Origin of the sequence: Pseudodesulfovibrio senegalensis (assembly GCF_008830225.1) — a bacterium.
Lineage (GTDB): Bacteria > Desulfobacterota > Desulfovibrionia > Desulfovibrionales > Desulfovibrionaceae > Pseudodesulfovibrio > Pseudodesulfovibrio senegalensis.
In genome coordinates this window covers 125,567-147,616 of record NZ_WAIE01000005.1, presented here as the reverse complement: position 1 = coordinate 147,616, position 22,050 = coordinate 125,567, and the positions used below count along the sequence as shown (strand labels likewise).

The window sequence follows — 22,050 nt, the reverse complement described above, 5'->3', positions numbered from 1 at the left end:
TGGGGGAGTTGTTACCGGTGTTGCCTGATCAATGGTTATGATGCATGTTGTTCGTCTGTCGGGCGCAGGTGCGCGCCCCATCGTGAATACACTTATTCCCGTCCTTTCGGAAGCGGTTAGTTTTTGCCTGAACCGAAGGTACGTATTCAGGAGTAAAACATGAAAGTATCGTTTATGGGAGCGGCCCGGACCGTAACAGGATCTTGCTACATCCTTGAGCATGAAGGAAAGCGTTTCGCCGTGGATTGCGGCATGCATCAGGGGAACAAGGAGATTGAAAAGCGCAACGAAAACCTGGATGCCTACGATGCCAAGAATCTGGATTTTGTTCTGGTGACGCATGCGCATATCGACCACTCCGGGTTGTTGCCCGCACTGGTGGCCAAAGGGTTCAAGAATCCCATCTATTGCACGGCCCCGACCAAGGACCTGTTGGAAATTATGCTCCTGGACAGTGCGTATATTCAGGAGATGGAAGCCGAATGGGCCAACGCCAAGGTGCGTCGCAAGGGCGGCGAGCAGGTTCATCCCCTGTATACCATCAACGATGCCAACAAGGCCCTGCCTCTGCTTGCTCCTGTCGAGTATCGGGAGTCGTTCGAGCCGGTTCCCGGCATTAAAGTCACGTATAATGATGCCGGACATATTCTCGGCTCCGCGTTTATCGAGGTGGAGTACACACAGGACGGCAAGCCCACCAAGATCGTTTTTTCCGGCGATCTCGGGCGGCCCGAGCAGTTGATCGTCAATGACCCCAGCAAGGTTGACTGCGCGGACTATCTGTTTCTGGAATCCACCTATGGAAACCGCGACCACAAGGATGCCTCCAACAGCCTTGACGAGTTGGCTGAGGCCATAGCCTATGCTTACGGGAATAAGGAAAAAGTCATCATTCCGGCCTTTGCGGTGGAACGCTCCCAGCAGATCATTTATTCTTTGTTTTTGCTCAGGAAGCAGGGGCGTTTGCCTGAGGATATGCCCGTATATCTGGACAGTCCGCTGGCTATCCGCGCCACCAAGATTTTTCGCAAGCATCCTGAGTTTTTTGATCAGGAAACGCAGGCCTATTTGGAAAACGGGGAAAATCCGTTGGATTTGCCCAACCTCGTTTTTTCCGAATCCCGCGAACAGTCTCAGGCCATCAATGAAACCCGGGAGCCGGCCGTTGTCATTTCGGCAAGCGGTATGGCCAATGCCGGACGTATCAAGCACCATTTGCGCCACAATCTCTGGCGCCCGGGGGCCAGTGTTGTTTTCGTGGGGTACCAAGGGGTTGGTACACCAGGCCGCAAGATCGTGAACGGAGCCAAGAGCCTGCGTATTTTTGGCGAGGACATCGCCATCAAGGCCAAGGTCTTTACCATTAACGGTTTTTCCGGTCATGCCGGCCAATCCGAGATGTTGGCCTGGTTGGACAGCATGCGCGGCAAGCCTGTGCGCATCCTGTTGGTTCATGGCGAGGCCGAGGTGCAAAAGGAGTTCGCTGCGTTGATAACCGAACGCTACGGATTCGAAGTGCATATTCCCGAATACATGGAAGAACTCGAACTCGAAGCGGGCAAGGAATTTGCCCCTGTCGTGGACATGGACATGGCGCGTCCCCGCGTGGACTGGGAATTTTTGCTGCAGGATACCGAGGGCCTTGTGGCCGAACTTCGGAGTCGTTTGGACAACATGCGTGCAAAGCCGTGGGTCGATCAGGTGGAAGCCCGTGATCAATTGCTGGATTTGAATCGTTCAATGAGCCGGTTCGTTTCCGAATTGTAGGGAGGTGCTGTGCGCGTTGTCGGCGGAGAATTCAGGGGGCGCAGGCTCAAGACATGCGAAGGGCCCGGATACCGGCCTGCCACCCACAAGGTGCGCGAGGCCGTGTTTTCCATGTTGCAGGCCCGTGGGGTATCATGGCATCAGGCCCGGGTTGTGGATATGTTCGCGGGCAGCGGCAGTCTTGGCGTGGAATGTTTGAGCCGGGGAGCCGAATTTGCGTTGTTTGTTGAAAAGAGTAAAAAGGCTGCGGCCTTGATTCGCGGCAACCTCAAGGACTTGGGCGTGCCCTCTGATCATTGGAGCGTGTTGCCTAAAGATTTGTTTGCCGTGCTTGGGAAAAAACCGGACCGACCGTTCGACATGGCGTTCATTGATCCGCCGTATGGAAAGGATTTGCTGGTCCCGGCTCTTGAGGCAGCTTTGGAGAACGAATGGTTTGCGCCGGATGCGTTCATTCTGGCCGAGGTGGAGGCAGCCGTGCGTCCGCCTGAGCAAGGGCCGCTTGCCCAATTGGAATTGATAACCGACCGTGAATACGGTCAGACAAGGATATTGCTATGGCGCCGTTGAATCCACGCCTCGCCGTTTACCCCGGAACGTTTGACCCGGTTACCAGGGGCCATGTGAGCCTGATCACTCGTGGGCTCAAGATTTTTGATCAGGTTGTTTTCGCCATTGCGCACAGTACGCCCAAGAAGACATTGTTTACCCTTGAGGAACGCGTGGAGATGGCCAAGGAGGTGTTCGCGCACGAACCGAACATCATCGTAGAACCGTTTGACGGTTTGCTTATCGATTATGTGGCCCGCCGCGGGGCAGGGTCCGTCCTGCGCGGGTTGCGGGCTGTTTCGGATTTTGAATACGAATTCCAGATGGCCTTGATGAACCGCAAGCTGGACCGAGAGATACAGACGGTTTTTCTCATGACCGACTTCAAGTGGATGTATCTGAGTTCCACCATCGTCAAGGAAGTGGCCCAGCACGGCGGCAACGTGAAGGGATTGGTCCCGAGGCAGGTGATCGAACGGCTTCGAGAGCGATATGCCAGCCTTCAGGATGAAGAGTAGTTTGCATGGCCGACCTTCCTTCCATCGTCTGTATTCTCGGTCCGACCGGAACCGGAAAGACGGCTGCCGCCATCGAGGTTTCCCGGCAGGTTCCGGCAAGTGTCATCAATTTTGATTCCCGGCAGGTTTATCGCGATTTTCCGATCATTACGGCCCAGCCGGATTCGGAAGAGCGGGCAGCTTGTCCGCATTTGCTGTACGGTTTTCTGGAGACCGCCGAACCCATGAGTGCGGCCCGGTTTGTGGATATGGCACATACGGCCATTGCCGAGGTTCTTGAGCAGAAGCGTTTACCAATTCTGGTGGGCGGAACGGGCATGTACCTGCGGTTTCTTTTGCAGGGCATGGCGCAGATTCCGGAGATTCCAGAGGATATACGCAAAGGGGTCCTGGAACGGTTGCAACGGGAAGGCCCGCAAAAACTGCATGCCGAACTGTGCGAAGTTGATCCGGAATACGCGGCCAGAATCCATCCCAATGACAGCCAGCGCAATGCACGCGCGGCCGAGGTGTATGCGGCCACCGGAAAAACCATGACCTGGTGGCATTCCACCGAACATACTCCCGCTCCCTATCACTATTGCAAGGTGGGCATGGAGATGACACTGAACGAGTTGACCCCGCACCTTGGCAAGCGCATCAATATCATGTTGGAGCAGGGAGCTGTGGATGAAGCCCGGGCCGCATATGAATTGTGCCCGGACGGTGACGCGCCGGGTTGGAGCGGCATCGGGTGTGCCGAATTGCTGGCCTATGTGCGCGGCGAGATTGATATGAAGCGCACAAAAGAGCTCTGGCTACGCAATACCCGTGCCTATGCCAAACGTCAGATGACCTGGTTTCGCAAGGAAGACGACATTGAATGGTTCCGGCCGGGCGACAATGAGTCCGTGGCGGGCCATGTCCTTTCGTGGTTGGAACAGGGCGTTAGTTCATGAGGCCGATGAATTTTGGTGTCAGGTGCCATTCAAGTGTTCCCCGCCTGTGTTCGGATTCCGTGGAAATGCAGGTCAGTCCACCATTTTCCATATGGAAGTGCAGAGTGGGCGGCCCCGGCTCCAGCAGCAGGCTTGAAGCCACGCCGTTCAACGAAGGGAGATGCCCGGCGATGAGCACGGAGTCCGTGGAGCCGTAGCCCCTGATTTGTTGGATGAGTTTTTGCGGGTCTGCCATGGGTTTGGCCGCATCCGTTACCAAGATGTTTTTTTCGGGGTAGCTTGTTGCGTGGGCTGCGATTCGGGCTGACTGGCGGGAGCGCAGTTTGGGGCTGCATGCAATAATATCGAATTCAAGCCCCAGATTTTTCATGATTGCGGCAGTTTTTTCAATCTGCTCCCGTCCGACCGGACTCAGGGGCTGTTCCGGGGCCAATTCCTTGGGCAGGCAGGTCCCGTGCTGCATCAGATATATCCGCATGGCATGCTCCGGTTGCGGGTTGATTGACAAAGCGTAACGCATTGGCATGGTTCCGGCAAGAAGGCTCATGCGCCGCTTGCGCAAACCGTGCGGGCGCGATACATGCTCAATGGCTCTACAAAAGACATGCTGGCCTTCAGACCATCATGATGGGAACGATCAGATCTATGCGATACATCATTTTTACTTTGCTTTTGTGTGCAATTTTTTGCCCGAGTGACGGTTTTGCGTTTCGCGGATATGTGCAAAAAATTGATCAGGCGGTAATCAGTTGGGGTGACGGGCAGATTTCTGCGCAACGGGATGTGCAGGTCGACCCGGACAGCTTTGACGCTGCGTACCGTTCGGCGCGGGCCCTGCGTGATGCCGCCGTTCGCGCCCGAAGAAATCTTCTGGATGCGATTTTGAGCGTTCGGATCGACTCTTCCACCACCGTGGCGGCATTTCTGCATGACAATGATGCAGCGGATGCACGTGTTCGTCATTTTGTTCAAAACTCCCGGCTCACGCGTCCGGATTTCGTGGATGGGAAGGGTGTTGTTACCGTGTCTGCGGCCCTGCGCGGCAAATTGGCCGAGGCGATTTTGCCTACGACGATACCGTTTGAGAGCGGCATCGCACCCCGTTTGAGCCTCGGGGTGGACAGTCTGGGAGCAATGAATTCAGCCGAACCCACGGACGTATTGGCCGCGGCCGGAACGTATACAGGACTTGTTGTGGATGCCAGTGCATTGGTTGGCGCTGTTCCGGCATTGTCGCCAGTTGTTTATGGTCGGGACGGAGAGGCCGTGTACGGCGCCTTTATCGTGAGTCGGGCCAGTGCCGTGGAGCATGGCATTGTTGCTTATTCCACCTCTGCGGACCGAGTCGTGCTGCGTGAGCGCGTTGGGAAACGGCCTCTTGTGGTGCAGGCTCTGGGTGTTTCCGGAAACGGAAAGAGTGATTTCATTATTTCGGGCAGCGATGCCTTTTTGGTCCGAACCCTGATGAAGGATGAGTTTGTCCGCAAACGCTGTGCCGTGGTTGTCGTTCTCAGTCCGTCACAGTCGGAATTATCCGTTTCTGACGAACCCACGGAAGCGACCAAGGAGATGATGTAGTGAAGGAATTTATATATTGTATTCTGGCGGTCACGATAGTGTGCGCCGCAGGAATTGCACGGGCTGAAACGGTTACGGTTTTCCAGCCCAGGCAAGAAGATGTTTCCGTTATGGAAGCGCGGCAAAAGGCGACGGATTTGGCTTTTGCTCAAGCTGTTGAAAATGAGGCCGTCAAAATGCTTCCGGGCTCTCTGGGAGAAGAAAGGCGTGCATTGCTCGGCGAGTACTATCTTGAGCGTGCGGGTAAATATGTTCAGGGCTACCGGAAAATCGGAACGAAAAACATCACCCGGGAAGGGGAGGATGGTATTTCCCTGACCATGGATGTGACCGTGAACAGGCGGGCATTGCGATCTTCCCTGCAACGGCTTGGCGTGTATTTCACCACCCTGAAACCCATTGCTGCGACATTTCGTTCACAGGACCAGTTGGGCCAGGAGGACCTTGACACACTCAAATCACTGATGCTGCTTTCCGGTGTGGAACGCGGGCTGGATGTTTTGCCAGAGTTTTCTTTGCAGCGGGAAGGAGACAAGTTGTGGCGGGGAGTCCTGGTGACACAGGGACATCATTGGACCGCTGTAAAGAACGAGATTGCCGAAGTCTGGTTCGATTTGTGGGGCCGGTATTTCGAGACACGCGCCGTGGCCGAAAGCTCGAGCGGTTCGACCCGCTTGCGTGTCAACGGTTGGTTTACTCCGGACGGCGTTCATGATTTCGACAAGATTTTGCAGAGCTGGGACTCGGCTGTCCAGGATGTCGAGCTTGTTGAAATGGAAATGTTGCCTGCCGGGGTTTCTGCCGTGTGGGACATCCGTGTTGTCAATCTGGCCCTTCTCCGCTCCCGGCTGGATGCTTTCTTGCCGGAACGGGGCTTGAACTACGGGGTCGATGTGCAGGAGTAGGCCAATGTCCCGGATCATACCGCGCAATACCATCTGGACCATTCCGAATCTGCTGACAATAGCCAGGATTCTTCTTACGCCGGTTTTTGTCATGGCGTATATCAATCAGCGTTTTGATCTTGCTTGGGCCTTGTTTGCCGTGGCCGGGCTGACCGATGCATTGGATGGCTTTTTGGCCCGTGTGCTGAAGCAACGAACGCGGCTTGGGGCCATGCTTGATCCGCTGGCGGACAAGTGTCTGCTCGTGGCTTCGTTCATCTGCCTCGGTGTGCAGGGATGGTTGCCCAAGTGGCTGGTGGTTCTCGTGGTCAGCCGGGATGCCATTATCGTTGGCGGATTGGCCTTGTTGCATTTTTGGGGCGTGGACATCAAGTCGCGCATTCATCCCATCTGGAGCAGCAAGTTTACCACCACCTCCCAGATAGGCTTGGTCTTCTTTGTCATGATACAAAAGACGTTTGATTTGTCGTATCCCGCTGTCCAGTCATGGCTTATCGCACTCACAGCCGCATTGACCGTGGTTTCAGGGGTGCATTATGTGCTCAAGGGGTTTGGCTTTTTTGCCGAGGAGGAAGCGGAGAAGGGCAGACGCTAGTTCTGTTTAAAGAGAGAAAGAATGCCCGACAGATATTTCTGCCGGGCATTTTGTTTTGCAGGATATTAGTCTTCTTTTTTGTCTTTCGGCGTCACGTCAATTTCATCGGGCTCATTGGTGGCCTTTTTGAAATTGCGGATAGCCTTGCCGATGCCGCCCCCGATTTCCGGGAGTTTGTTGGCGCCAAAGATGACCAGAACAATGAGCAGAATGATGAGGAGTTCCCAAACGCCGAATCCGCCAATCATGTATATGTCCTCCGAAGTTGAAATACGAATATCAAGATTGTTGTGGCTATACACCCGTGACATGGTCAGGTCAAGAATGACGGGCGTTGTGCGGGAAAAAACAATGGGCTGCACGCGCTTTACAATCTGAGGCAGTGCGCTTACACATGGCTCGAAAGATTGTGAAAAGACAGAGGCCGCCACGGCCGGAGCCTGGATGCTGAATGAGTGATGTTCGCCGATTGCCAGCCGGGAATTGCTGGTACCACCGTTGTGGACGCTGCCTGTATGAAGAGAGGCTCAACCCCGGATACCGTCAGTCCTGGCGTTGCGTTGTTCTGGAAGATTGGGAACGGTTGTTTGACGATTTTCTTGTCCGGGCCGAGGCCTTCAGCCTGGACCAGCAGGCCGCAGGCGAAATGTGGGCCCGGCGTTTCGAGCGTATTGTTCGCGACCGTTTTGACTGTACGCATTATGAACACACTGTTGACGTGGAGCTTCCCGGATGCGTGTATCAATACGACAATCTCTGTCTGTTGCGATTGCCGCGTTGCCAAGGCCGGTGTCGCCATTACAAGCCTGTGGACGGAAACACTGAATGATTGGGAGAAGAACGATGCTTATCTATTTTCCATACATGCATGAGGAATTGCTGCCGTTCGCACCGCTGGATCACGTTGTTTTTCTTGATCCGGGTCTGGAAGATGCATCGCCTTCCGATGCCTACTATCGTCCCGAATCCCTGCCGGTTTCCCCGAAACAGGGCGCTGCGCTTTTGAACGATTGTCTTCGTTTTGGCGAACAGTTCAAGGACCCTTCGGAAATGGCTTTTTTCGGTGCTCAAACTCCAGAGGAATATTTCAAGGAATCCACGCTGACTATCAAAAATGAACTCAGGGCGCGTCTGAACGGTGAAGTCGAGTCTTCGCAGCAGCACGACAACGTGCCCAACGCCCAGTTTACGCTCATGCTGGCATGGAGTCTGGAAAAGGGGCTTGTTGAGTCGCGCGAATTGGAGCAGGGAGTGCGGGATTCGTGGGACATGCTGGGACAGAATCTCGGCGTGGAGAACGCGGACGAGCGTGAGGCTGTTTTGGGACGTACTGTCGGTGAGACTTCGGCTCCGGCTGTAACGCCTTCCCTGCCGTGGCAGCGTGTCATGGAGTCCATGCCCCCGTTTTTGCCGGAGGACGCCGTTCTGGTAGTTGAAGAACACGCGCCCTGTGTCGGCCTTTGGGAAGACGTGGGAGTTGTTTTTGAAGAAGCCCCGAAGGACTTGGGCTTGCCCGAAGCGAGCCGGGTGTGCAGGGCGGCAGCATGGCTGTTGGCCGGGCGCAAGCATTGCCCCGAGTCCATGCCGTGGGCCGAGCGTGAAATCGTGGTGGCCGTGGTGGCTGCCTCCGCGTGATAGGGGAGTCTGCATGCTTGTTACCAATGATCTTATGAACGGTAGGGCATTTGAGAATATTACCGCGGTCGTGTTTGATTGCGACGGCGTCCTGATTGATTCCGAAGAGGCTAACCGTACCTATTATAACATGCTGCTGGAGCACGTGGGCCTCGCTCCCATGACCCCGCAACAGGCCGCCTATTGTCATTGTCACACCTGCTCAGAGTCCGTGGCTCATATCGTGCCCGAAAATCTGCTGGACGATGTGCTCGCGTTTCAGGCTTCATTCGATTACGCGAATTTGTTGCCGTATTTGCGGCGTATGGACGGTCTGGTCGAGTTTCTCTGGTGGTTGCGGGATACCGGGCATTTGCTGGCAGTAAACACTAGCCGCACCAATTCCATGGATATGGTGCTCAGCGCCATGGACCTGGAGGGGTATTTCTTCCCTGTGGTTACTTCGGCCAAGGTGAGGCGGCCCAAGCCGCATCCTGAAGGATTGCATCAGATCATGAACAAGATCGGCGTGCATCCGCGAGAGCTCGTCTTCATCGGTGATTCCATCGTGGACCAACATTGTGCGCAGGAGGCCGGGGTTCGCTTCTGGGCCTATGACAACCCGTCCCTTGAAGCGAATCTGCATATTACCGACTACTGGACCCTGCGCCGTTGCATGCAGCGGGCAAACTCTCGTATTAGTGCTTGATTTACGGCAAGTGCTGTGCCAACTTGATTGTACCTGCCGATGCCTTCGGGTGATAGTCGGCTTTTGACAGGAGGATAGATGGATTACGTTGTTTTGGCCATTGCTCAAGTGCTCGGATTCGTTCTGACGGCCTACATGTGGATTGTGATCATTTCCGCCTTGATCACATGGGTGAACCCCGATCCGTATAACCCCATTGTGCGCTTTCTGCGTGGCATCACAGAGCCGGTTTTCTACAAGATTCGCAGGACGCTTCCTTTTGTTTTTGTCGGCGGTATTGATTTGTCACCGTTGGTGGTCATTTTGGTCATTCAGGTTCTCAAGATCGTTGTGGTGGGAAATCTTATGCGTCTGGCATATTCGATGGGCGGTGCGTCGGTCCTGTAAACCGATGATGGAGGGAGAGAATCATGTCTGTCTCAAAAATCGATCTGCTGAACAAGCGTTTCACAAAACGCATGTTCGGGTATTCCCGGCTTGAAGTGGATCAGTTCCTTCTTGAGGTCGCAGAAGCCATGGGGGCCATGGCCGATAATCAGAAGGAACTCCGCAAAAAGGTCAAACGTCTTGAATCCGCCGTTTCCGAGTACCGCAAGCGTGATGAAACCTTGCGCGATACGCTCATGAGCACACAGAAGATGGTGGACGACCTCAAGGTGCAGGCCTCCCGAGAAGCGCAAATTATTATGGATGAGGCCCGTTCAAAGGCCGAATCCACAGTTCAGAAAGGCCATCATCGGTTGGCCCAGATTCACGAAGAAATTGAAGCCCTGAAACGGCAGCGTTCCCAGTTCGAAATTCAGCTGAAGTCGCTATTGGATTCCCATTTGAAGATGTTGGACTACAATGACCCTGAAATGGAAAAGATTGAAGAGATGGAATCCAAACTGACTTACCTGAAAAAAGCTGAATGAACCGGGAAAACCACACACCAAATCATCAATTTGCACGCAAAAGCAGCCGCTGCGGCTGGATGCTTGACGTATGGGTACAGCCCGGAGCCAAAAAGAGTTCTTTGGCAGGGGAGTATCAAGGTTGTGTCAAGATCCGTCTCAGTGCGCCTGCCGTTGATAACAAGGCCAACAAGGCTCTTGTCGCTTTTGTCGCCGATACACTCGGTCTCAGAAAAAAACAGGTACGGATGGCGTCTGGACAGACCAATAGAAAAAAGGTCCTGTCCATCGACAGTGTCGCTGAACCCGACTGGAAGCGATTGGTTCCCACCGGGTTGTGAATAACGTGTGAACGCTTAACGGAAGGAGCGTCCAATGGAACAGAAAGATCTCGAAATCATTGAACAGTTTGGCAACGAAGATCCTCAGCTTAAAGCTCTATGGGACCAGCATATCATTTACGAGAAGATGCTGGATAAGCTTGAGTCCAAGTCGTACCTGAGTCCTACGGAAACTCAGGAGATCAAGGAACTCAAGAAGAAAAAGTTGGCTGGCAAGACCCAAATGCAGACGATATTGGATAAATATCGAGAAAAAGAGGAGTAGACCATGGAGCTCACTGGGGCCCAGATTCTGTTGAAGTGTTTGGAAAAGGAAGGGGTCGATGTCGTTTTCGGATTTCCGGGCGGCGCAGTTATTGACATCTATGATGAGATTCCCAACTTTTCCGTCGAACATATTCTAGTACGCCACGAGCAGGGTGCGATTCATGCCGCAGACGGCTATGCCCGCGCCACGGGCGATACCGGAGTATGTCTCGTAACCTCGGGTCCCGGTGCCACCAATACCGTAACAGGTATTGCCACGGCCTATCTCGATTCGATTCCCGTGGTCATATTCACGGGGCAGGTTCCCCGGCCGTTGATTGGCAATGATGCTTTTCAGGAAGTGGACATTGTCGGAATTACACGGCCCTGTACAAAACATAATTATCTGGTTCAGGATGTTTGCGACCTGGCCAGAATTGTTAAACAGGCATTCTACATAGCACGTTCGGGCAGGCCCGGCCCGGTGTTGGTCGACCTGCCCAAGGACGTGCTGAACCAGAAATGCCGGTTCGACTATCCCGAGAAAGTGAGCATGCGCAGCTACAATCCCAACGTGAAGCCGCACGTGGGACAGGTGCGCAAGGTTGCCGGGTTGATCCGCAAGGCCGAACGTCCGCTCATCTATTCCGGCGGCGGGGTGGTCTCGTCCAAGAGTCATGAAGAATTGCGCTGGCTTGCCCAGGAGTTGCGTATTCCCGTGACGTCCACGCTCATGGGCCTCGGCGCATATCCGGGCGATGATGAGGAATTGTGGCTCGGCATGCTGGGTATGCACGGCACTTACAGTGCAAACATGGCCATTCACAATTGCGATTTGCTGTTGGCCGCAGGCGCGCGTTTTGATGACCGCGTCACTGGCAAGATCAGTGAATTCGCGCCCCATGCCACCATCGTTCACATCGACGTTGATCCCACATCCATTCAGAAGAATGTTTCCGTGCATGTGCCGCTTGTGGCGGACTGCAAGGAGGCGCTTGGCGCATTGCAGAAGGAAATGCAGGCACTGCGTGATGAAATGGATTGGGAACGCAAACATGAACAGTGGTTGGCCCAGATCCAGGAATGGAGGCGCATGCATCCGTTGACCTACCTGGACGACGAAGAAAAAATCAAGCCACAGTATGTTGTTGAGAAAATAGATGAAATCACCAAGGGTGAAGCCATCATCTGCACAGAGGTTGGGCAGAACCAGATGTGGGCGGCCCAATTTTGCACGGTCAAGGAACCGAACATGTTCCTGACGTCCGGCGGGTTGGGCACCATGGGCTATGGATTCCCTGCTGCTCTGGGCGCACAGCGGGCCTTTCCCGATAAGCTGGTCATTGATATTGCCGGAGACGGCTCCATCCAGATGAATATTCAGGAGATGATGACCGCCGTTTGCAACAAGCTGCCGGTCAAGATCGTTATCCTCAACAACGGCTATCTGGGCATGGTCCGTCAGTGGCAGGAACTTTTTTATGAAAAGAATTATTGTGCGACCTGCATGGATGCGCAACCCGATTTCGTGAAATTGGCCGAGGCCTATGGTGCGGCCGGATTTCGGGTTACCCGCAAACAGGACGTGCAGAGTGTGCTCGAAGAGGCGTTTGCACTGGATAAACCTGTTATCGTGGATGTCCGCGTGGAACAGGAAGAGAATGTGTACCCGATGGTTCCGGCCGGAGCCTCGCTGACCGAGATGCTGCTCGTATAAGGAGAAAATCACCATGAGACATACGCTTTCCGTCATGGTTGAGAACGAGCCCGGCGTCCTTTCCAGGGTTGCGGGGTTGTTCAGTGGCCGTGGCTTTAACATCGAGTCCCTCAACGTGGCACCCACCCTGGAAAAGGGTGTTTCCCTCATGACCATTGTCGCCGAGGGTGACGAAGCCATTATCGAACAGATCGTAAAACAGCTTCGCAAGCTGGTTCCCGTTATCACGGTCAAGGACCTGACCGAGGTTCAGTCCGTGGAGCGCGAGACCGTGTTGCTCAAGCTTAATGCGGAAGATTCCAAGCGGGCCGAAATCCTGCGTGTGACCGATATTTTCCGTTGCAAAATCGTGGACGTGAGCTGCGACGAGCTGACGGTCGAATGTACGGGAGACCGGGGCAAGATCAAGGCCATCGTCAACCTTCTCGGCCGGTTTGGCATCAAGGAAATTGCCCGTACCGGCAATGTGGCCATGAAACGGTCCATGCAGATGGACTGAGGCCTGCCGGAGTATCATTGTTTGGGATGGCTGCCGGAATATGAGGGCAGCCTATCCCCGTTTTTCTGTTCATCAGCCCGTACGCAACCACCAGTACGGGATAAATAATCTCAGGAGTATTAGTCATGAAAGTTTATTACGAAAAGGATGCCGACCTCAAACTGCTCAAGGACAAGACGGTTGCCATCATCGGTTATGGCAGTCAGGGGCATGCACATGCGCAGAACCTGCGTGATTCCGGCATCAAGGTCGTCGTGGGCCAGCGTCCTGGCGGTCCCAACTATGACCTTGCCAAGGAGCACGGCTTTGAACCCGTGTCCGCGGCCGAGGCCGCCAAGCAGGCCGACCTGATCATGATCCTGCTGCCGGATCAGGTTCAGGCTTCCGTGTTCAAGAACGATATCGCTCCGAACCTCGAAGCCGGCAATGTGCTGGCATTCGGTCACGGATTCAACATCCATTTCCAGCAGATCGTTCCTCCGGCGGACGTCGACAGCATTCTGATTGCCCCCAAGGGGCCGGGCCACATGGTGCGTCGGACTTATACCGAGGGCGGAGCCGTTCCGGCGCTGGTCGGCGTGTCTCAGGACGCTTCCGGCAAGGCGCTGGAGATCGGTCTTGCCTATGCCAAGGGCATCGGCGCCACCCGTTCCGGCGTTATCGAGACGACATTCAAGGAAGAAACCGAAACCGACCTGTTCGGTGAACAGGCCGTGCTTTGCGGTGGTTTGACCGAGCTGTGCAAGGCCGGTTTCGAAACGTTGGTGGAAGCCGGATATCAGCCTGAAGTGGCCTACTTCGAATGCCTGCACGAACTCAAGCTGATCATCGACCTGATGTATGAAGGCGGCATGGCCACCATGCGTTATTCCATCTCGGACACGGCCGAGTTCGGCGATTACGTCACCGGACCCCGTGTTATTGGCGAGGAAAGCCGTAAAGCCATGAAGGATGTGCTCAAGGAAATCCAGAACGGTACCTTCGCCCACAAGTTCATTCTGGATAACCAGGCTGGTCAGCCCATCCTGCGGGCACAGCGTCGTCTTGGTCAGGAACATCAAATTGAAGAAGTCGGTTCCCGTCTTCGCGAAATGATGAGCTGGCTCAAGAAATAGCCCGCTTGATTCTGGATCGTATTGGGCGGCCCTTTGGGGCCGCCTTTTTTTGTTTGGTCATGCATATTCCGTGGGTTCACCGGGGGGGGGGAAATGTGCTTTAAGGTATGGGGATCATATCGCATCATTTTGATTTTTGATGATAAAAAAATAAATTTCGGAAAAGTGTGTCTTTAGCGCTTGACCAGAATTGTTTTGAGGCATAAACCCGCTTGCTCAATTCAACGCGAGGTGAATGCAATGGCAATGGAAACACTCTATCTGGGGCTGCTGGTATTTGTGGCCGAAGCTGCGGTTTTAACGCTCGGAACCATCCGTGTGATGGTTTCCATGCTTGGAGAGCGCAGGACCGCGCTGGTGCTCGGCGTTCTGGAAATGCTCATATGGGTTTTGGGAACCTCTACGGTGATCATGCGTGTGGGCGAAATTCCGTTTCTGGCAGTTTGCTATGCCCTTGGTTTCGGTGTGGGAACCGCGTTGGGCATTACCTGTGAAAAGAAGCTGGCTATGGGCAATGTGGTTTTGCGGATCATCAGCCAGAGCTCTGGCAAGTCCATTGCCGCGCTGGTGCGCGAGGCAGGTTATGGCATCACCACGGTGACGGGCGAAGGTGTGGAGGGTCCTGTCACCGTGCAATTTGTGGTTTGCAAACGCAAGGACATGAAGGAAGTGCTGGATGTTGCCAGAAGCGTGGATCCGGATCTGTTTTATACGTATGAAACAGCTGGAGCGTCCAAGGTGCATCGGCCACAGCGGGCCGGTGTGTGGTCGCGTCTTGCGTGCCGCAGGCCGTGGCCCGTTCGCCAGGCGTAAATCTCACCCGAACTGTTGAAGGTTGAACCCCGCTTTCGCGGGGTTTTTCTTTTAGGGGCGCACGCTGGAAGGTTTGGTCTTGATGTCGATGACCGGGGTTTGGTCGATGGCTTCCAGTTTGTCCACCTCTATGCACAGCGGCGAGGGGATGGCTGCGATGGTTACCCTGTGCAGTCCGATGGGATTGGGTCGCCATGGAGAGCGGGTGGCAAAAACACCGCGCATGGGGCGGCTCTTGTCCCCGCGGGGATGCACCTGCATGACGTCGCGCCTGCCCAGATGCAACCATGTGAAGAGGTCGATTTCCATGCCCGGTTCAAGGCCGACCATGGCTTCGGCATATTGTGGATCGATTTCTATTCTGGCCCGGACAGCACCGGGTTCGTGTTCCATTTTTGCCGGACCGTTGGGTTTCGTGATGCTTGAGCGGACAATGCCGATGGTCTTGAGGTCCATTGCTTCCTCCAATTGGCTTATGCGTCGAAGTGGTCGAATCCGTTCAAGGTGAACGGTGTCCCGTTTACGGTAATGGTGCCGGAATCGTTTATCCTTCCCAGAGCGCGTACGCCCGGGATGGTCAGAATCTTGGACTTGAAGGCTTCCGGGGCGGCGGTTCCGAGCAGGGCGTAGTCTTCGCCGCCCACCATGAACACGTCTTCCGCTGTGACGTCTGTCTGTTCGGCAAACCGGATAACCTCGTCATGGATCATGTCCGGGCTGACGGTCAGGTCCGCTCCCGGCTTGCTGCCGAGCAGCCGCGGTAGGTCTCGTGCCAGTCCGTCGGAAACGTCCATGAGGCTGGATGTGCCTGCTGCGGACAGGAGGTTCGCCACCATTGTTTTCGGTTTGGGACGCAGGTGGGCCTGAACCGCTTGGGGAAATGTTTCGGCGGCCTTGATTCCATCCTTTTCGAGAAGGGAGAGCCCTGCACGAGCAAGGCCCGGTTCCCCGCAAACAAAGAGAACGTCGCCGGGGTTGCCGCCGGTGCGGGGAATGAACCGGCCGCTCGGGCCGGGAGTGCCCCATATGGAAATGGAAACGCCCAGTTTATCAGACCGGCTCAAGTCGCCTCCTGCCAGCGGCATGTCGTTTTGCCGGGCTAGGGCGGCCATGCCGGAAAAGAATTTTTCCCAGAAGGAACGGTCAAGCCCTGAAGGGATCATCAGGTCCATGGTAAAGGCCAGCGGTCTGCCGCCCATGGCCGCGATGTCGCTGACATTCACGGCAAGGGCCTTGTAGCCGATGTCCTGCGGGGAAAAATAGCTTCTGCGGAAATGAATGTCTTCGAGAAAGAGGTCCGAGCTGACGCAGAACGGGCCGCCTTGGGACAGCACTGCGCAGTCGTCGCCGCGCCCCAGTTCAAGGGCGGCGCTGTCCGTGGCAAAGTGTTCGTCGATCAGGGACAAAAATGCTTCTTCGGACTGTATGCTCATTGATAGTTCCTTGGTTTAGAGCAGTTCCACGTAGTCTTCAATGATGACCTTGAGGCCGAATCCCGGAAAATTGATGCGGTATTTGTTGGGTTCCACCCGGGCGATGATTTTGCCCTTGCCGAATATCTTGTGTTTGCAGAATCCCAGTTTTTCGGACGGCTTATTCGATGATCCCGCCGTTTCTCCGGAGGGATGGCCTGCTGCTGCAGGAGTAGCCTTTTTCGAGATTTGCGGTTCCATGCCGCCGGAATAGGCCTCACGTAGGCGGGAAAATGTGTGGCTCGGCAATTCGAGGACAAACGGGCTGGGCAGGGCAGGTTCGGAAACCCCGTTGAACCTGTTGTATATGGTCTTGGGTACGAAAAGGTGCAGGGAATTCATGGCCCGCGTGCAGGCCACGTACATGAGCCGCCGTTCCTCTTCCAAATCTTCGGGGCGGTTCATGGCTTTTTTGGAAGGAAAGCGGTCTTCCACGCAGTCAATGATGATCACGGCCTTCCATTCCAGTCCCTTGGAGGAATGGACTGTTGAAAGCACCACGGCGTTTTCCTTGCGTTTTTCCTCGTCCGGGTCCCCATCAAGGCTCAGGTCGCCAAGAAATGATTCAAGCTCCGTATAGTTGGCCGCGATCTGGCCGAGTTGCTCAAGGCCGGCCTGACGCTTAGGGTAGTCGTCCGGGTATTTGGCCGTGAGGATCGGCGTGTAAAAGGTCATGATCCGCTCCATGATCGCTGAGGGCTTCATGGGGTTGCGGCGGATGGCGTCCAGTTCGTTGAGCAGGTCGTCAAGGTCCTGATGCTTTGTGCGCATGGTGCGCAGGTATTTTTCCTTTCCGTCGGTGTGCAGGGCCTCGTATATCTTGTTGACCGTCTTCGGGCCGACCCCCTTGATGTGCTCCAATGAACGCTGCCATGCCATGAGGTCGTGCGTATTCAGCACGAGCCGCAGCAGGCAGAGCACATCCTTGACGTGTGCGGCTTCGTGAAAGCGGATGCCGCCGTATTTCTGGTATTTGATGCCGATGCGCGTGAGCGCCACTTCAAGGTGGTAGGATTGGTAGCCCGCGCGGAAGAGCACGGCCACTTCGTGCAGCGGGTATTTTCTGCCCAGTTCGATGATTTTGTCCGTGACCAGCCGGGCCTGTGTCTGGTCGCTGATGGGATAAATGACCTCGGGCAGTTGCTCGCTGGGCAGTTCGGAAAACAGCTTTTTTTCAAATTTGGTTTGCGCGTTTTCCAGAATGTGGTTGGTCATGGTCAGGATGGGCTGAACGCTGCGGTAGTTCTGTTCCAGCCGGATGATCTTTGCGCCCTTGAAGGTCTTGGGAAAATCCAGAATGTTGGCCACGTTGGCACCGCGAAACGCATAAATGGACTGGGCGTCGTCGCCAACGGCCATGACATTGCCGGAGTCTCCGGCCAGCTGTTGGACGATGCGCGCCTGAACACGGTTTGTGTCTTGGTATTCGTCCACCATGATGTAGCGGTAGCGGGCCTGCAGCTGGTTGCGCAGGGGGTCGTTTTCCGAGAGCAACTGGTCGAGCCGGAAGAGGAGATCATCATAGTCGACAAGCGCGTGGTTTTTTTTGAATTCCTCGTATCCCCTGGAAATTGTCTCGAAATCCTCGACATAGGAGGCAAGATGGTAGGCCTCCTGCTCAACAATGGCATCAATGGGGCGTTCCTTGTTGCGGGACTTGGTAATCATGTCCAACAAGGTGTTTTTTTTGGGGTAGGACTTGTCCCCCTTGCCCAATTGCAGGTCGCTGCGTACGTCGCGGACGATGGCTTCGGAGTCGCCCCGGTCCAGCAGGGTGAATCCGTTGGGAAAACCGATGTCGTGCGTATTCATGCGCAGGGTGGCGTAGGCGAATGAATGGAACGTGCCGCCGCTGGTGCCGTGCAGGGAGCGGCCGAGGATGGTTTCGGTCCGCTGGAGCATTTCCTGCGCGGCCTTGCGTGTGAAGGTCAGCAGCAGAATTTGTGACGGGTCCACGCCCTGTTCCACCAGATGGGCCAGTCGATAGACGATGGTGCGAGTTTTGCCGCTGCCCGCGCCGGCAATGACCAGAACCGGGCCTTGGGTATGTTGGACGGCTTCGAATTGGGCTGCGTTGAGTTCGTTTTCGTAATCTATGCTCATGAAGTAATTCCGAAATGGTCGAGAATGAGTTTGCCCGCGTCACGCATGCGTTTTGGCGTGTGTCCCTGCGAGTCGTAAAAAATGGCTCCGTAGGCCGTATGTGTGCCGGATCGTCCGTATGTGCCGAAGACTTCGTCCCTGTTGAACTTGGCCTTGAGGTCGAAGCCGGGCCGAGCAAGGCAGAGCAGATCCGGTGCCCGGTCCAGAAAGGGGCCGGGGTATAATTCTGCTGCGCCGAAGACTCTTTCAATGACCTTCTCGCCGTTGTAGGTCAAGTTTTCCAGCGCGTTGCATATCTGCGGCACAAGGGAAACGGTTTGTTCCCTGCTGAGGGCGCTGCGTGAAAAGCGGTCTCGTGTATGCAGGTAGATGCGACCCGGATCAAGTGCAAAGGCACGGCTTTCTCCGGCTATGCAACTGGAATCCCATTCATTGTCCGGGATACGCGTCTGATGCAACCAACCATGTTGCCGGAGCAGGGCATTGATGTCCACTTCGGTCTTGAGTTCGGTGAAACCATGATCGGCCAGCACGATCAGCCGCTTGGGATCGGGTAAGGCGTCATAGCGGTCAAGGACCAAGCCCACAGCCTTGTCCCAGAGACGCAGGAACCGCATGCAGCGGTCATGCAGGGGGTGATCATGATCCCGCACCGCGTGCATCAGAAAGTGGAAAAGCCGGTCCGTCTCCGTGAATACCAGAACGAACAGGTCCCAGGCCAGATCGGGCCACATCATTTCCACGGCGTCCAGCCGCGATTGCAGTGTAGCCTCCAGTTCGTTCAGCAGGTGTTCGGGATCCGAAATGCCGCGTGTGGTATCAGCCTCGAGGCGGTAGCCTTTGTCTGCGAGTTCTTGAGCAAGAAAAGGCGGGTAAACGGCTTGATCAAGGCTTTCAGCCACAAAACCAGAAACCAGCATGCCGCGAATGGGCCGGGCCGGATAGGTGTTCGGCAGGTTGATGACCCGGGACACCAGCCCGCGTTCCCCCAGTTGGTCGAAAATCGTGGGTACGGCCACCTGGCTGAAATTGGCGATGCCGGACTGATAGGTGTTCGGGTCAAAGCGGGCAAAGCCGAATACGCCGTGTTCTTCCGGGCCTGCAGCTGTGAACAGCGAGGTCCAGTTCACCGGCGAAAGCTCCGGCAGTTCCGCGCGAATTGTAGCTGCCTGCCTTGCAATCCGGGCTATGGAGGGCAGGGAGTCACCCCAACTTTTCGCCAACTCGAGAGGCAGGCCGTCCAATCCGATGACCACGCAACGCGCACGGGTGCGGGCGGTATGGGAAAGCAGGAGACTCATAGTCTTCGGCTATTCAATAAATGCTTCATGTTTTTTGAGGAAGAACGAAGGGTTGTATGAAAGTTTTGCCTTTCTCAGTCCTTCGTCGTCCAGATCCTGTTCCCGGTTCACGTTGGTGAATTCGGTGCCCTGATTTTCGAGGAACATTTGATTGATGGCTTGATAGACGCCTTTGTAGGCGATGTTGCCCTTTTCAAAATGGATGACCACAGTATCGTCGCACAACGGTTCGGCCACAGTATAGGCAATGACTTTTCCATCGACACGCAAGGTGGCTCCGCGCAGATTGCCGATACGGTCGAGATTGGTCAACACCCGCTTGATGGCTGTGTTCTCCGCCACCAACGCCTCGGAGGGATTGTTTTCCTCGAACCAGCGAATCCATTCGGCCTGCATGTCCAGCACTTCTTCCACGCATTCCGTATCCATGGGAGTGTATTCCCAATCATATTTCTTTTTGAACTGGTTGAGCAGGTTTTTCTTTTTGTGGAATGCCTTGCCACGCAGGGCAATGAGTTCTTCCACCGAGTATACGTAATCCCATTGTCCCCGTTTTTCGTTGAAGGTCGCCTTGTCGCCAAACGCTTTTTTCCAGATTGTGGCCAGATAGTCGGGAATGCGGATATATTTGCTGCAGTCGCGCATGGCCGTGCATTTGGCCCAGTCATATTCGTCCCACGGCCCGACCGGTGCCCAGCAGGCGGTCTCCGGATAGTTTTGTCGAATCCAGACCAGTCCGTTGTGAAAGGCCCATTCCAATTGATAGTATTCGGCCCATCCCCAGACATTGGCAAAGGCGAAGTCCGAGGTCATGAGTTGCGGGCATCCGTTCAGGGCCGCACTGTATTCCTCTTGCCGTTCGAGGCTTACGGGTGTGAAATCAAGCGCCATTTGGGGTTATCCTTGCGTTGCGGTCTTTGAACATGGCGAATTTCGGCCAGTTCCTGAATTTGAAAACATAAAGCAGTGTGGAGGATTGCACCACCTGCGAACAGAGCATGGCGATCCATATGCCTGTGGAAACCATCATGACCTCATGGCCGAGCATGTAGGCCAGAGGCAGGCGCAGGAACCATGTTGCGCCGCCCATGATGAGCATGTTCCATAGGGTGGCTCCGGCTCCGTTGAGCGCTCCGGCCAGTATCATGCTGGCCAGAGTGAAGGGGATGGCCAGCACGTTCCACCACAGGTAATCCATGGCTTGAGCGCCCACGGCCGGATCAAGGGTGAAGATGTCCACGGCGGGCTGCATGAATTGCCAGAGCACCATGGCGAAAAGAATGATGAAGATTTCACCGATGCCCAGTATGCGCAACCCGAAGCGCCGGGCTTCATCTGCCTGCCGTGCTCCGAGGTAGTGTCCTGTCAGTATGCTGGCGGTCATGTTGAAGGCAAACGCCGGCAAAAAGAGAAACGACTCAATGCGCAGCCCGATGGCCATGCCAGCCAGCGCGTCTATTCTGCCCTGCGGCAGGCTGGCGGTGATGGCATAGAGCACGAGATAGCCGGAGTGCCAGACTATCTGAAACAGCCCTGCGGGCCAGGATACGCGGACCACGTAGGGCATGGCTTTTTTTATCCAGCGCCATGGCGCAAGCGTTCCTTTCCCGAGATCACCCCGCATGAAGAGAACGATCAGGTTGAAGACGGCGCCGGCCGTCACTGATCCGAAGGTGGCCCAAGCCAGGCCCTTGAAGCCTATTTCCGGAAGACCGAACCACCCCAGCCCCAATCCGAGATCCAGATAGGTGTTGGCTGTGGTCACGATGACCATGCAGTACAGGGGTTGCATTACGCGTTTGCGTGCGCGGAATACGGCATTGGTAATGATGAGCATGAAATAGGGGGGCAGCACATACAGGTAGACCTGAAAGAAGTAGTCGGTGACCGAGCGCATTTCTGCCGGAACCTGCAATGCGGTGAGTAACAGGTCCTTGATCGGCAGGCATAAAAACATGAACAGGGTTCCCATGAGCAAGCCGAGCAAAACGCAGAGGCCGATATAGCGCTGGACTCGTTTGTGTAGTCCTGCTCCTTCGGATTGGCTGATGGCCGCGACCGCGCCATTGGCAAGGGCTACGGCTACAACGAGCATGAAGAACAGGGATTGTGTAATGATTCCGAGCGAGGCCTGAACTTCGCGGCTGATCTTTCCGGCCACCCACACGTCGGCCACACCGATGAAGAAATGGAAAACCATCATCAGTATCTGGGGCCACGTGAGTTTCCAGATGGTACGGTAAGGCGATTGTGCCATTTGGGCGGCGAAGTCGGAAGGCATCTTTTCTCGCTTGAAGAATGGTTGAACTGCGAAGGAGATAATAGGCATTTTATCGGGAATGCCAACCCGAAAACGAAAAAAAAGGGGAAAGGTTCG

26 protein-coding genes are annotated in these 22,050 nt (G+C 55.1%); 18 read left to right on the top strand and 8 right to left on the bottom strand.

All coding sequences use genetic code 11. The features are described from left to right. Positions 1 to 159 precede the first annotated feature (159 nt). The 4 genes from F8A88_RS12210 to miaA are packed head-to-tail and all read left to right on the top strand — an operon-like array spanning position 160 to position 3,772. Positions 160 to 1,767 carry an MBL fold metallo-hydrolase RNA specificity domain-containing protein gene (locus tag F8A88_RS12210; protein ID WP_151151443.1) on the top strand — a complete coding sequence of 536 codons (1,608 nt, stop codon included), beginning with the start codon at positions 160 to 162 and terminating at the stop codon, positions 1,765 to 1,767. 9 nt (positions 1,768 to 1,776) lie between these two features. Next, a complete protein-coding gene (gene rsmD, locus F8A88_RS12205; protein ID WP_151151442.1) occupies positions 1,777 to 2,337 on the top strand; it encodes a 16S rRNA (guanine(966)-N(2))-methyltransferase RsmD in 561 nt (186 codons plus the stop codon). Continuing rightward, complete coding sequence (gene coaD, locus F8A88_RS12200; RefSeq protein WP_151151441.1) at positions 2,325 to 2,834, top strand: pantetheine-phosphate adenylyltransferase; 510 nt, start codon at positions 2,325 to 2,327, stop codon at positions 2,832 to 2,834. The genes rsmD and coaD overlap by 13 nt, the downstream gene beginning before the upstream one ends. Positions 2,835 to 2,839: 5 nt before the next feature. Then, positions 2,840 to 3,772: a tRNA (adenosine(37)-N6)-dimethylallyltransferase MiaA gene (gene miaA, locus F8A88_RS12195; protein WP_151151440.1), complete on the top strand. Its 933-nt coding sequence runs from the start codon at positions 2,840 to 2,842 to the stop codon at positions 3,770 to 3,772. On the opposite strand, the gene F8A88_RS12190 is transcribed toward miaA, so the two are convergent. After that, positions 3,762 to 4,250 carry a SixA phosphatase family protein gene (locus F8A88_RS12190; RefSeq protein WP_151151439.1) on the bottom strand — a complete coding sequence of 163 codons (489 nt, stop codon included), beginning with the start codon at positions 4,248 to 4,250 and terminating at the stop codon, positions 3,762 to 3,764. The genes miaA and F8A88_RS12190 overlap by 11 nt on opposite strands. Positions 4,251 to 4,396: 146 nt before the next feature. Between F8A88_RS12190 and F8A88_RS12185 the strand changes: the two genes are divergently transcribed. From F8A88_RS12185 to F8A88_RS12175, 3 genes are all read left to right on the top strand, one after another. Continuing rightward, complete coding sequence (locus F8A88_RS12185; protein WP_151151438.1) at positions 4,397 to 5,350, top strand: hypothetical protein; 954 nt, start codon at positions 4,397 to 4,399, stop codon at positions 5,348 to 5,350. 176 nt (positions 5,351 to 5,526) lie between these two features. Next, positions 5,527 to 6,255, top strand: coding sequence for a hypothetical protein (locus tag F8A88_RS12180; protein ID WP_151151437.1), 729 nt, complete (start codon positions 5,527 to 5,529; stop codon positions 6,253 to 6,255). 4 nt (positions 6,256 to 6,259) lie between these two features. Next, positions 6,260 to 6,850, top strand: coding sequence for a CDP-alcohol phosphatidyltransferase family protein (locus F8A88_RS12175; protein WP_151151436.1), 591 nt, complete (start codon positions 6,260 to 6,262; stop codon positions 6,848 to 6,850). 65 nt (positions 6,851 to 6,915) lie between these two features. On the opposite strand, the gene F8A88_RS12170 is transcribed toward F8A88_RS12175, so the two are convergent. Further along, positions 6,916 to 7,098 (bottom strand): twin-arginine translocase TatA/TatE family subunit, encoded by a 183-nt coding sequence (locus F8A88_RS12170; RefSeq protein WP_151151502.1) that lies wholly within the window; start codon positions 7,096 to 7,098, stop codon positions 6,916 to 6,918. Between the two features lie 203 nt (positions 7,099 to 7,301). Between F8A88_RS12170 and F8A88_RS12165 the strand changes: the two genes are divergently transcribed. The 11 genes from F8A88_RS12165 (at position 7,302) to F8A88_RS12115 (ending at position 14,797) form a co-directional block, all read left to right on the top strand. Then, positions 7,302 to 7,679 (top strand): hypothetical protein, encoded by a 378-nt coding sequence (locus F8A88_RS12165; protein ID WP_151151435.1) that lies wholly within the window; start codon positions 7,302 to 7,304, stop codon positions 7,677 to 7,679. A gap of 14 nt (positions 7,680 to 7,693) precedes the next feature. After that, positions 7,694 to 8,485 carry a hypothetical protein gene (locus F8A88_RS12160; RefSeq protein ID WP_151151434.1) on the top strand — a complete coding sequence of 264 codons (792 nt, stop codon included), beginning with the start codon at positions 7,694 to 7,696 and terminating at the stop codon, positions 8,483 to 8,485. A gap of 13 nt (positions 8,486 to 8,498) precedes the next feature. Further along, the gene (locus F8A88_RS12155; RefSeq protein ID WP_151151433.1) at positions 8,499 to 9,173 is read left to right on the top strand and encodes an HAD family hydrolase; all 675 of its coding nucleotides are present in this window, start codon (positions 8,499 to 8,501) and stop codon (positions 9,171 to 9,173) included. Between the two features lie 78 nt (positions 9,174 to 9,251). Then, a complete protein-coding gene (locus F8A88_RS12150) occupies positions 9,252 to 9,560 on the top strand; it encodes a YggT family protein (protein ID WP_151151432.1) in 309 nt (102 codons plus the stop codon). Positions 9,561 to 9,583: 23 nt separating this feature from the next. After that, complete coding sequence (locus F8A88_RS12145) at positions 9,584 to 10,087, top strand: DivIVA domain-containing protein (protein ID WP_151151431.1); 504 nt, start codon at positions 9,584 to 9,586, stop codon at positions 10,085 to 10,087. Then, positions 10,084 to 10,407, top strand: a complete 324-nt coding sequence (locus F8A88_RS12140; protein ID WP_151151430.1) for a DUF167 domain-containing protein — start codon at positions 10,084 to 10,086, stop codon at positions 10,405 to 10,407. The genes F8A88_RS12145 and F8A88_RS12140 overlap by 4 nt, the downstream gene beginning before the upstream one ends. A 34-nt stretch (positions 10,408 to 10,441) precedes the next feature. Further along, on the top strand, positions 10,442 to 10,672 hold the full coding sequence (locus F8A88_RS12135) for a DUF465 domain-containing protein (protein ID WP_151151429.1): 231 nt from the start codon (positions 10,442 to 10,444) through the stop codon (positions 10,670 to 10,672). Positions 10,673 to 10,675: 3 nt separating this feature from the next. Further along, complete coding sequence (ilvB, locus tag F8A88_RS12130) at positions 10,676 to 12,370, top strand: biosynthetic-type acetolactate synthase large subunit (RefSeq protein ID WP_151151428.1); 1,695 nt, start codon at positions 10,676 to 10,678, stop codon at positions 12,368 to 12,370. 13 nt (positions 12,371 to 12,383) lie between these two features. Then, on the top strand, positions 12,384 to 12,869 hold the full coding sequence (gene ilvN / locus F8A88_RS12125) for an acetolactate synthase small subunit (RefSeq protein ID WP_151151427.1): 486 nt from the start codon (positions 12,384 to 12,386) through the stop codon (positions 12,867 to 12,869). Between the two features lie 125 nt (positions 12,870 to 12,994). Continuing rightward, positions 12,995 to 13,984: a ketol-acid reductoisomerase gene (gene ilvC / locus F8A88_RS12120; RefSeq protein WP_151151426.1), complete on the top strand. Its 990-nt coding sequence runs from the start codon at positions 12,995 to 12,997 to the stop codon at positions 13,982 to 13,984. A 240-nt stretch (positions 13,985 to 14,224) separates the two neighbouring features. Further along, on the top strand, positions 14,225 to 14,797 hold the full coding sequence (locus F8A88_RS12115; protein ID WP_151151425.1) for a DUF2179 domain-containing protein: 573 nt from the start codon (positions 14,225 to 14,227) through the stop codon (positions 14,795 to 14,797). A gap of 51 nt (positions 14,798 to 14,848) precedes the next feature. Here F8A88_RS12115 and tsaA read toward each other — a convergent pair whose 3' ends face one another. Genes tsaA through F8A88_RS12085 form a run of 6 tightly spaced genes read right to left on the bottom strand, consistent with a single transcriptional unit; the run spans position 14,849 to position 22,002 of the window. After that, complete coding sequence (gene tsaA / locus F8A88_RS12110; RefSeq protein WP_151151424.1) at positions 14,849 to 15,253, bottom strand: tRNA (N6-threonylcarbamoyladenosine(37)-N6)-methyltransferase TrmO; 405 nt, start codon at positions 15,251 to 15,253, stop codon at positions 14,849 to 14,851. 17 nt (positions 15,254 to 15,270) lie between these two features. After that, positions 15,271 to 16,230 carry a thiamine-phosphate kinase gene (gene thiL / locus F8A88_RS12105; protein ID WP_151151423.1) on the bottom strand — a complete coding sequence of 320 codons (960 nt, stop codon included), beginning with the start codon at positions 16,228 to 16,230 and terminating at the stop codon, positions 15,271 to 15,273. 15 nt (positions 16,231 to 16,245) lie between these two features. Continuing rightward, the gene (locus tag F8A88_RS12100) at positions 16,246 to 18,372 is read right to left on the bottom strand and encodes an ATP-dependent helicase (protein ID WP_151151422.1); all 2,127 of its coding nucleotides are present in this window, start codon (positions 18,370 to 18,372) and stop codon (positions 16,246 to 16,248) included. After that, complete coding sequence (locus F8A88_RS12095; RefSeq protein ID WP_151151421.1) at positions 18,369 to 19,673, bottom strand: alkaline phosphatase family protein; 1,305 nt, start codon at positions 19,671 to 19,673, stop codon at positions 18,369 to 18,371. Before F8A88_RS12095 ends, F8A88_RS12100 begins: the two co-directional genes overlap by 4 nt. Before the next feature lie 9 nt (positions 19,674 to 19,682). Next, complete coding sequence (locus F8A88_RS12090; protein ID WP_151151420.1) at positions 19,683 to 20,564, bottom strand: DUF2156 domain-containing protein; 882 nt, start codon at positions 20,562 to 20,564, stop codon at positions 19,683 to 19,685. Continuing rightward, a complete protein-coding gene (locus tag F8A88_RS12085) occupies positions 20,554 to 22,002 on the bottom strand; it encodes an MATE family efflux transporter (RefSeq protein ID WP_151151419.1) in 1,449 nt (482 codons plus the stop codon). Before F8A88_RS12085 ends, F8A88_RS12090 begins: the two co-directional genes overlap by 11 nt. Between the last annotated feature and the right edge of the window lie 48 nt (positions 22,003 to 22,050).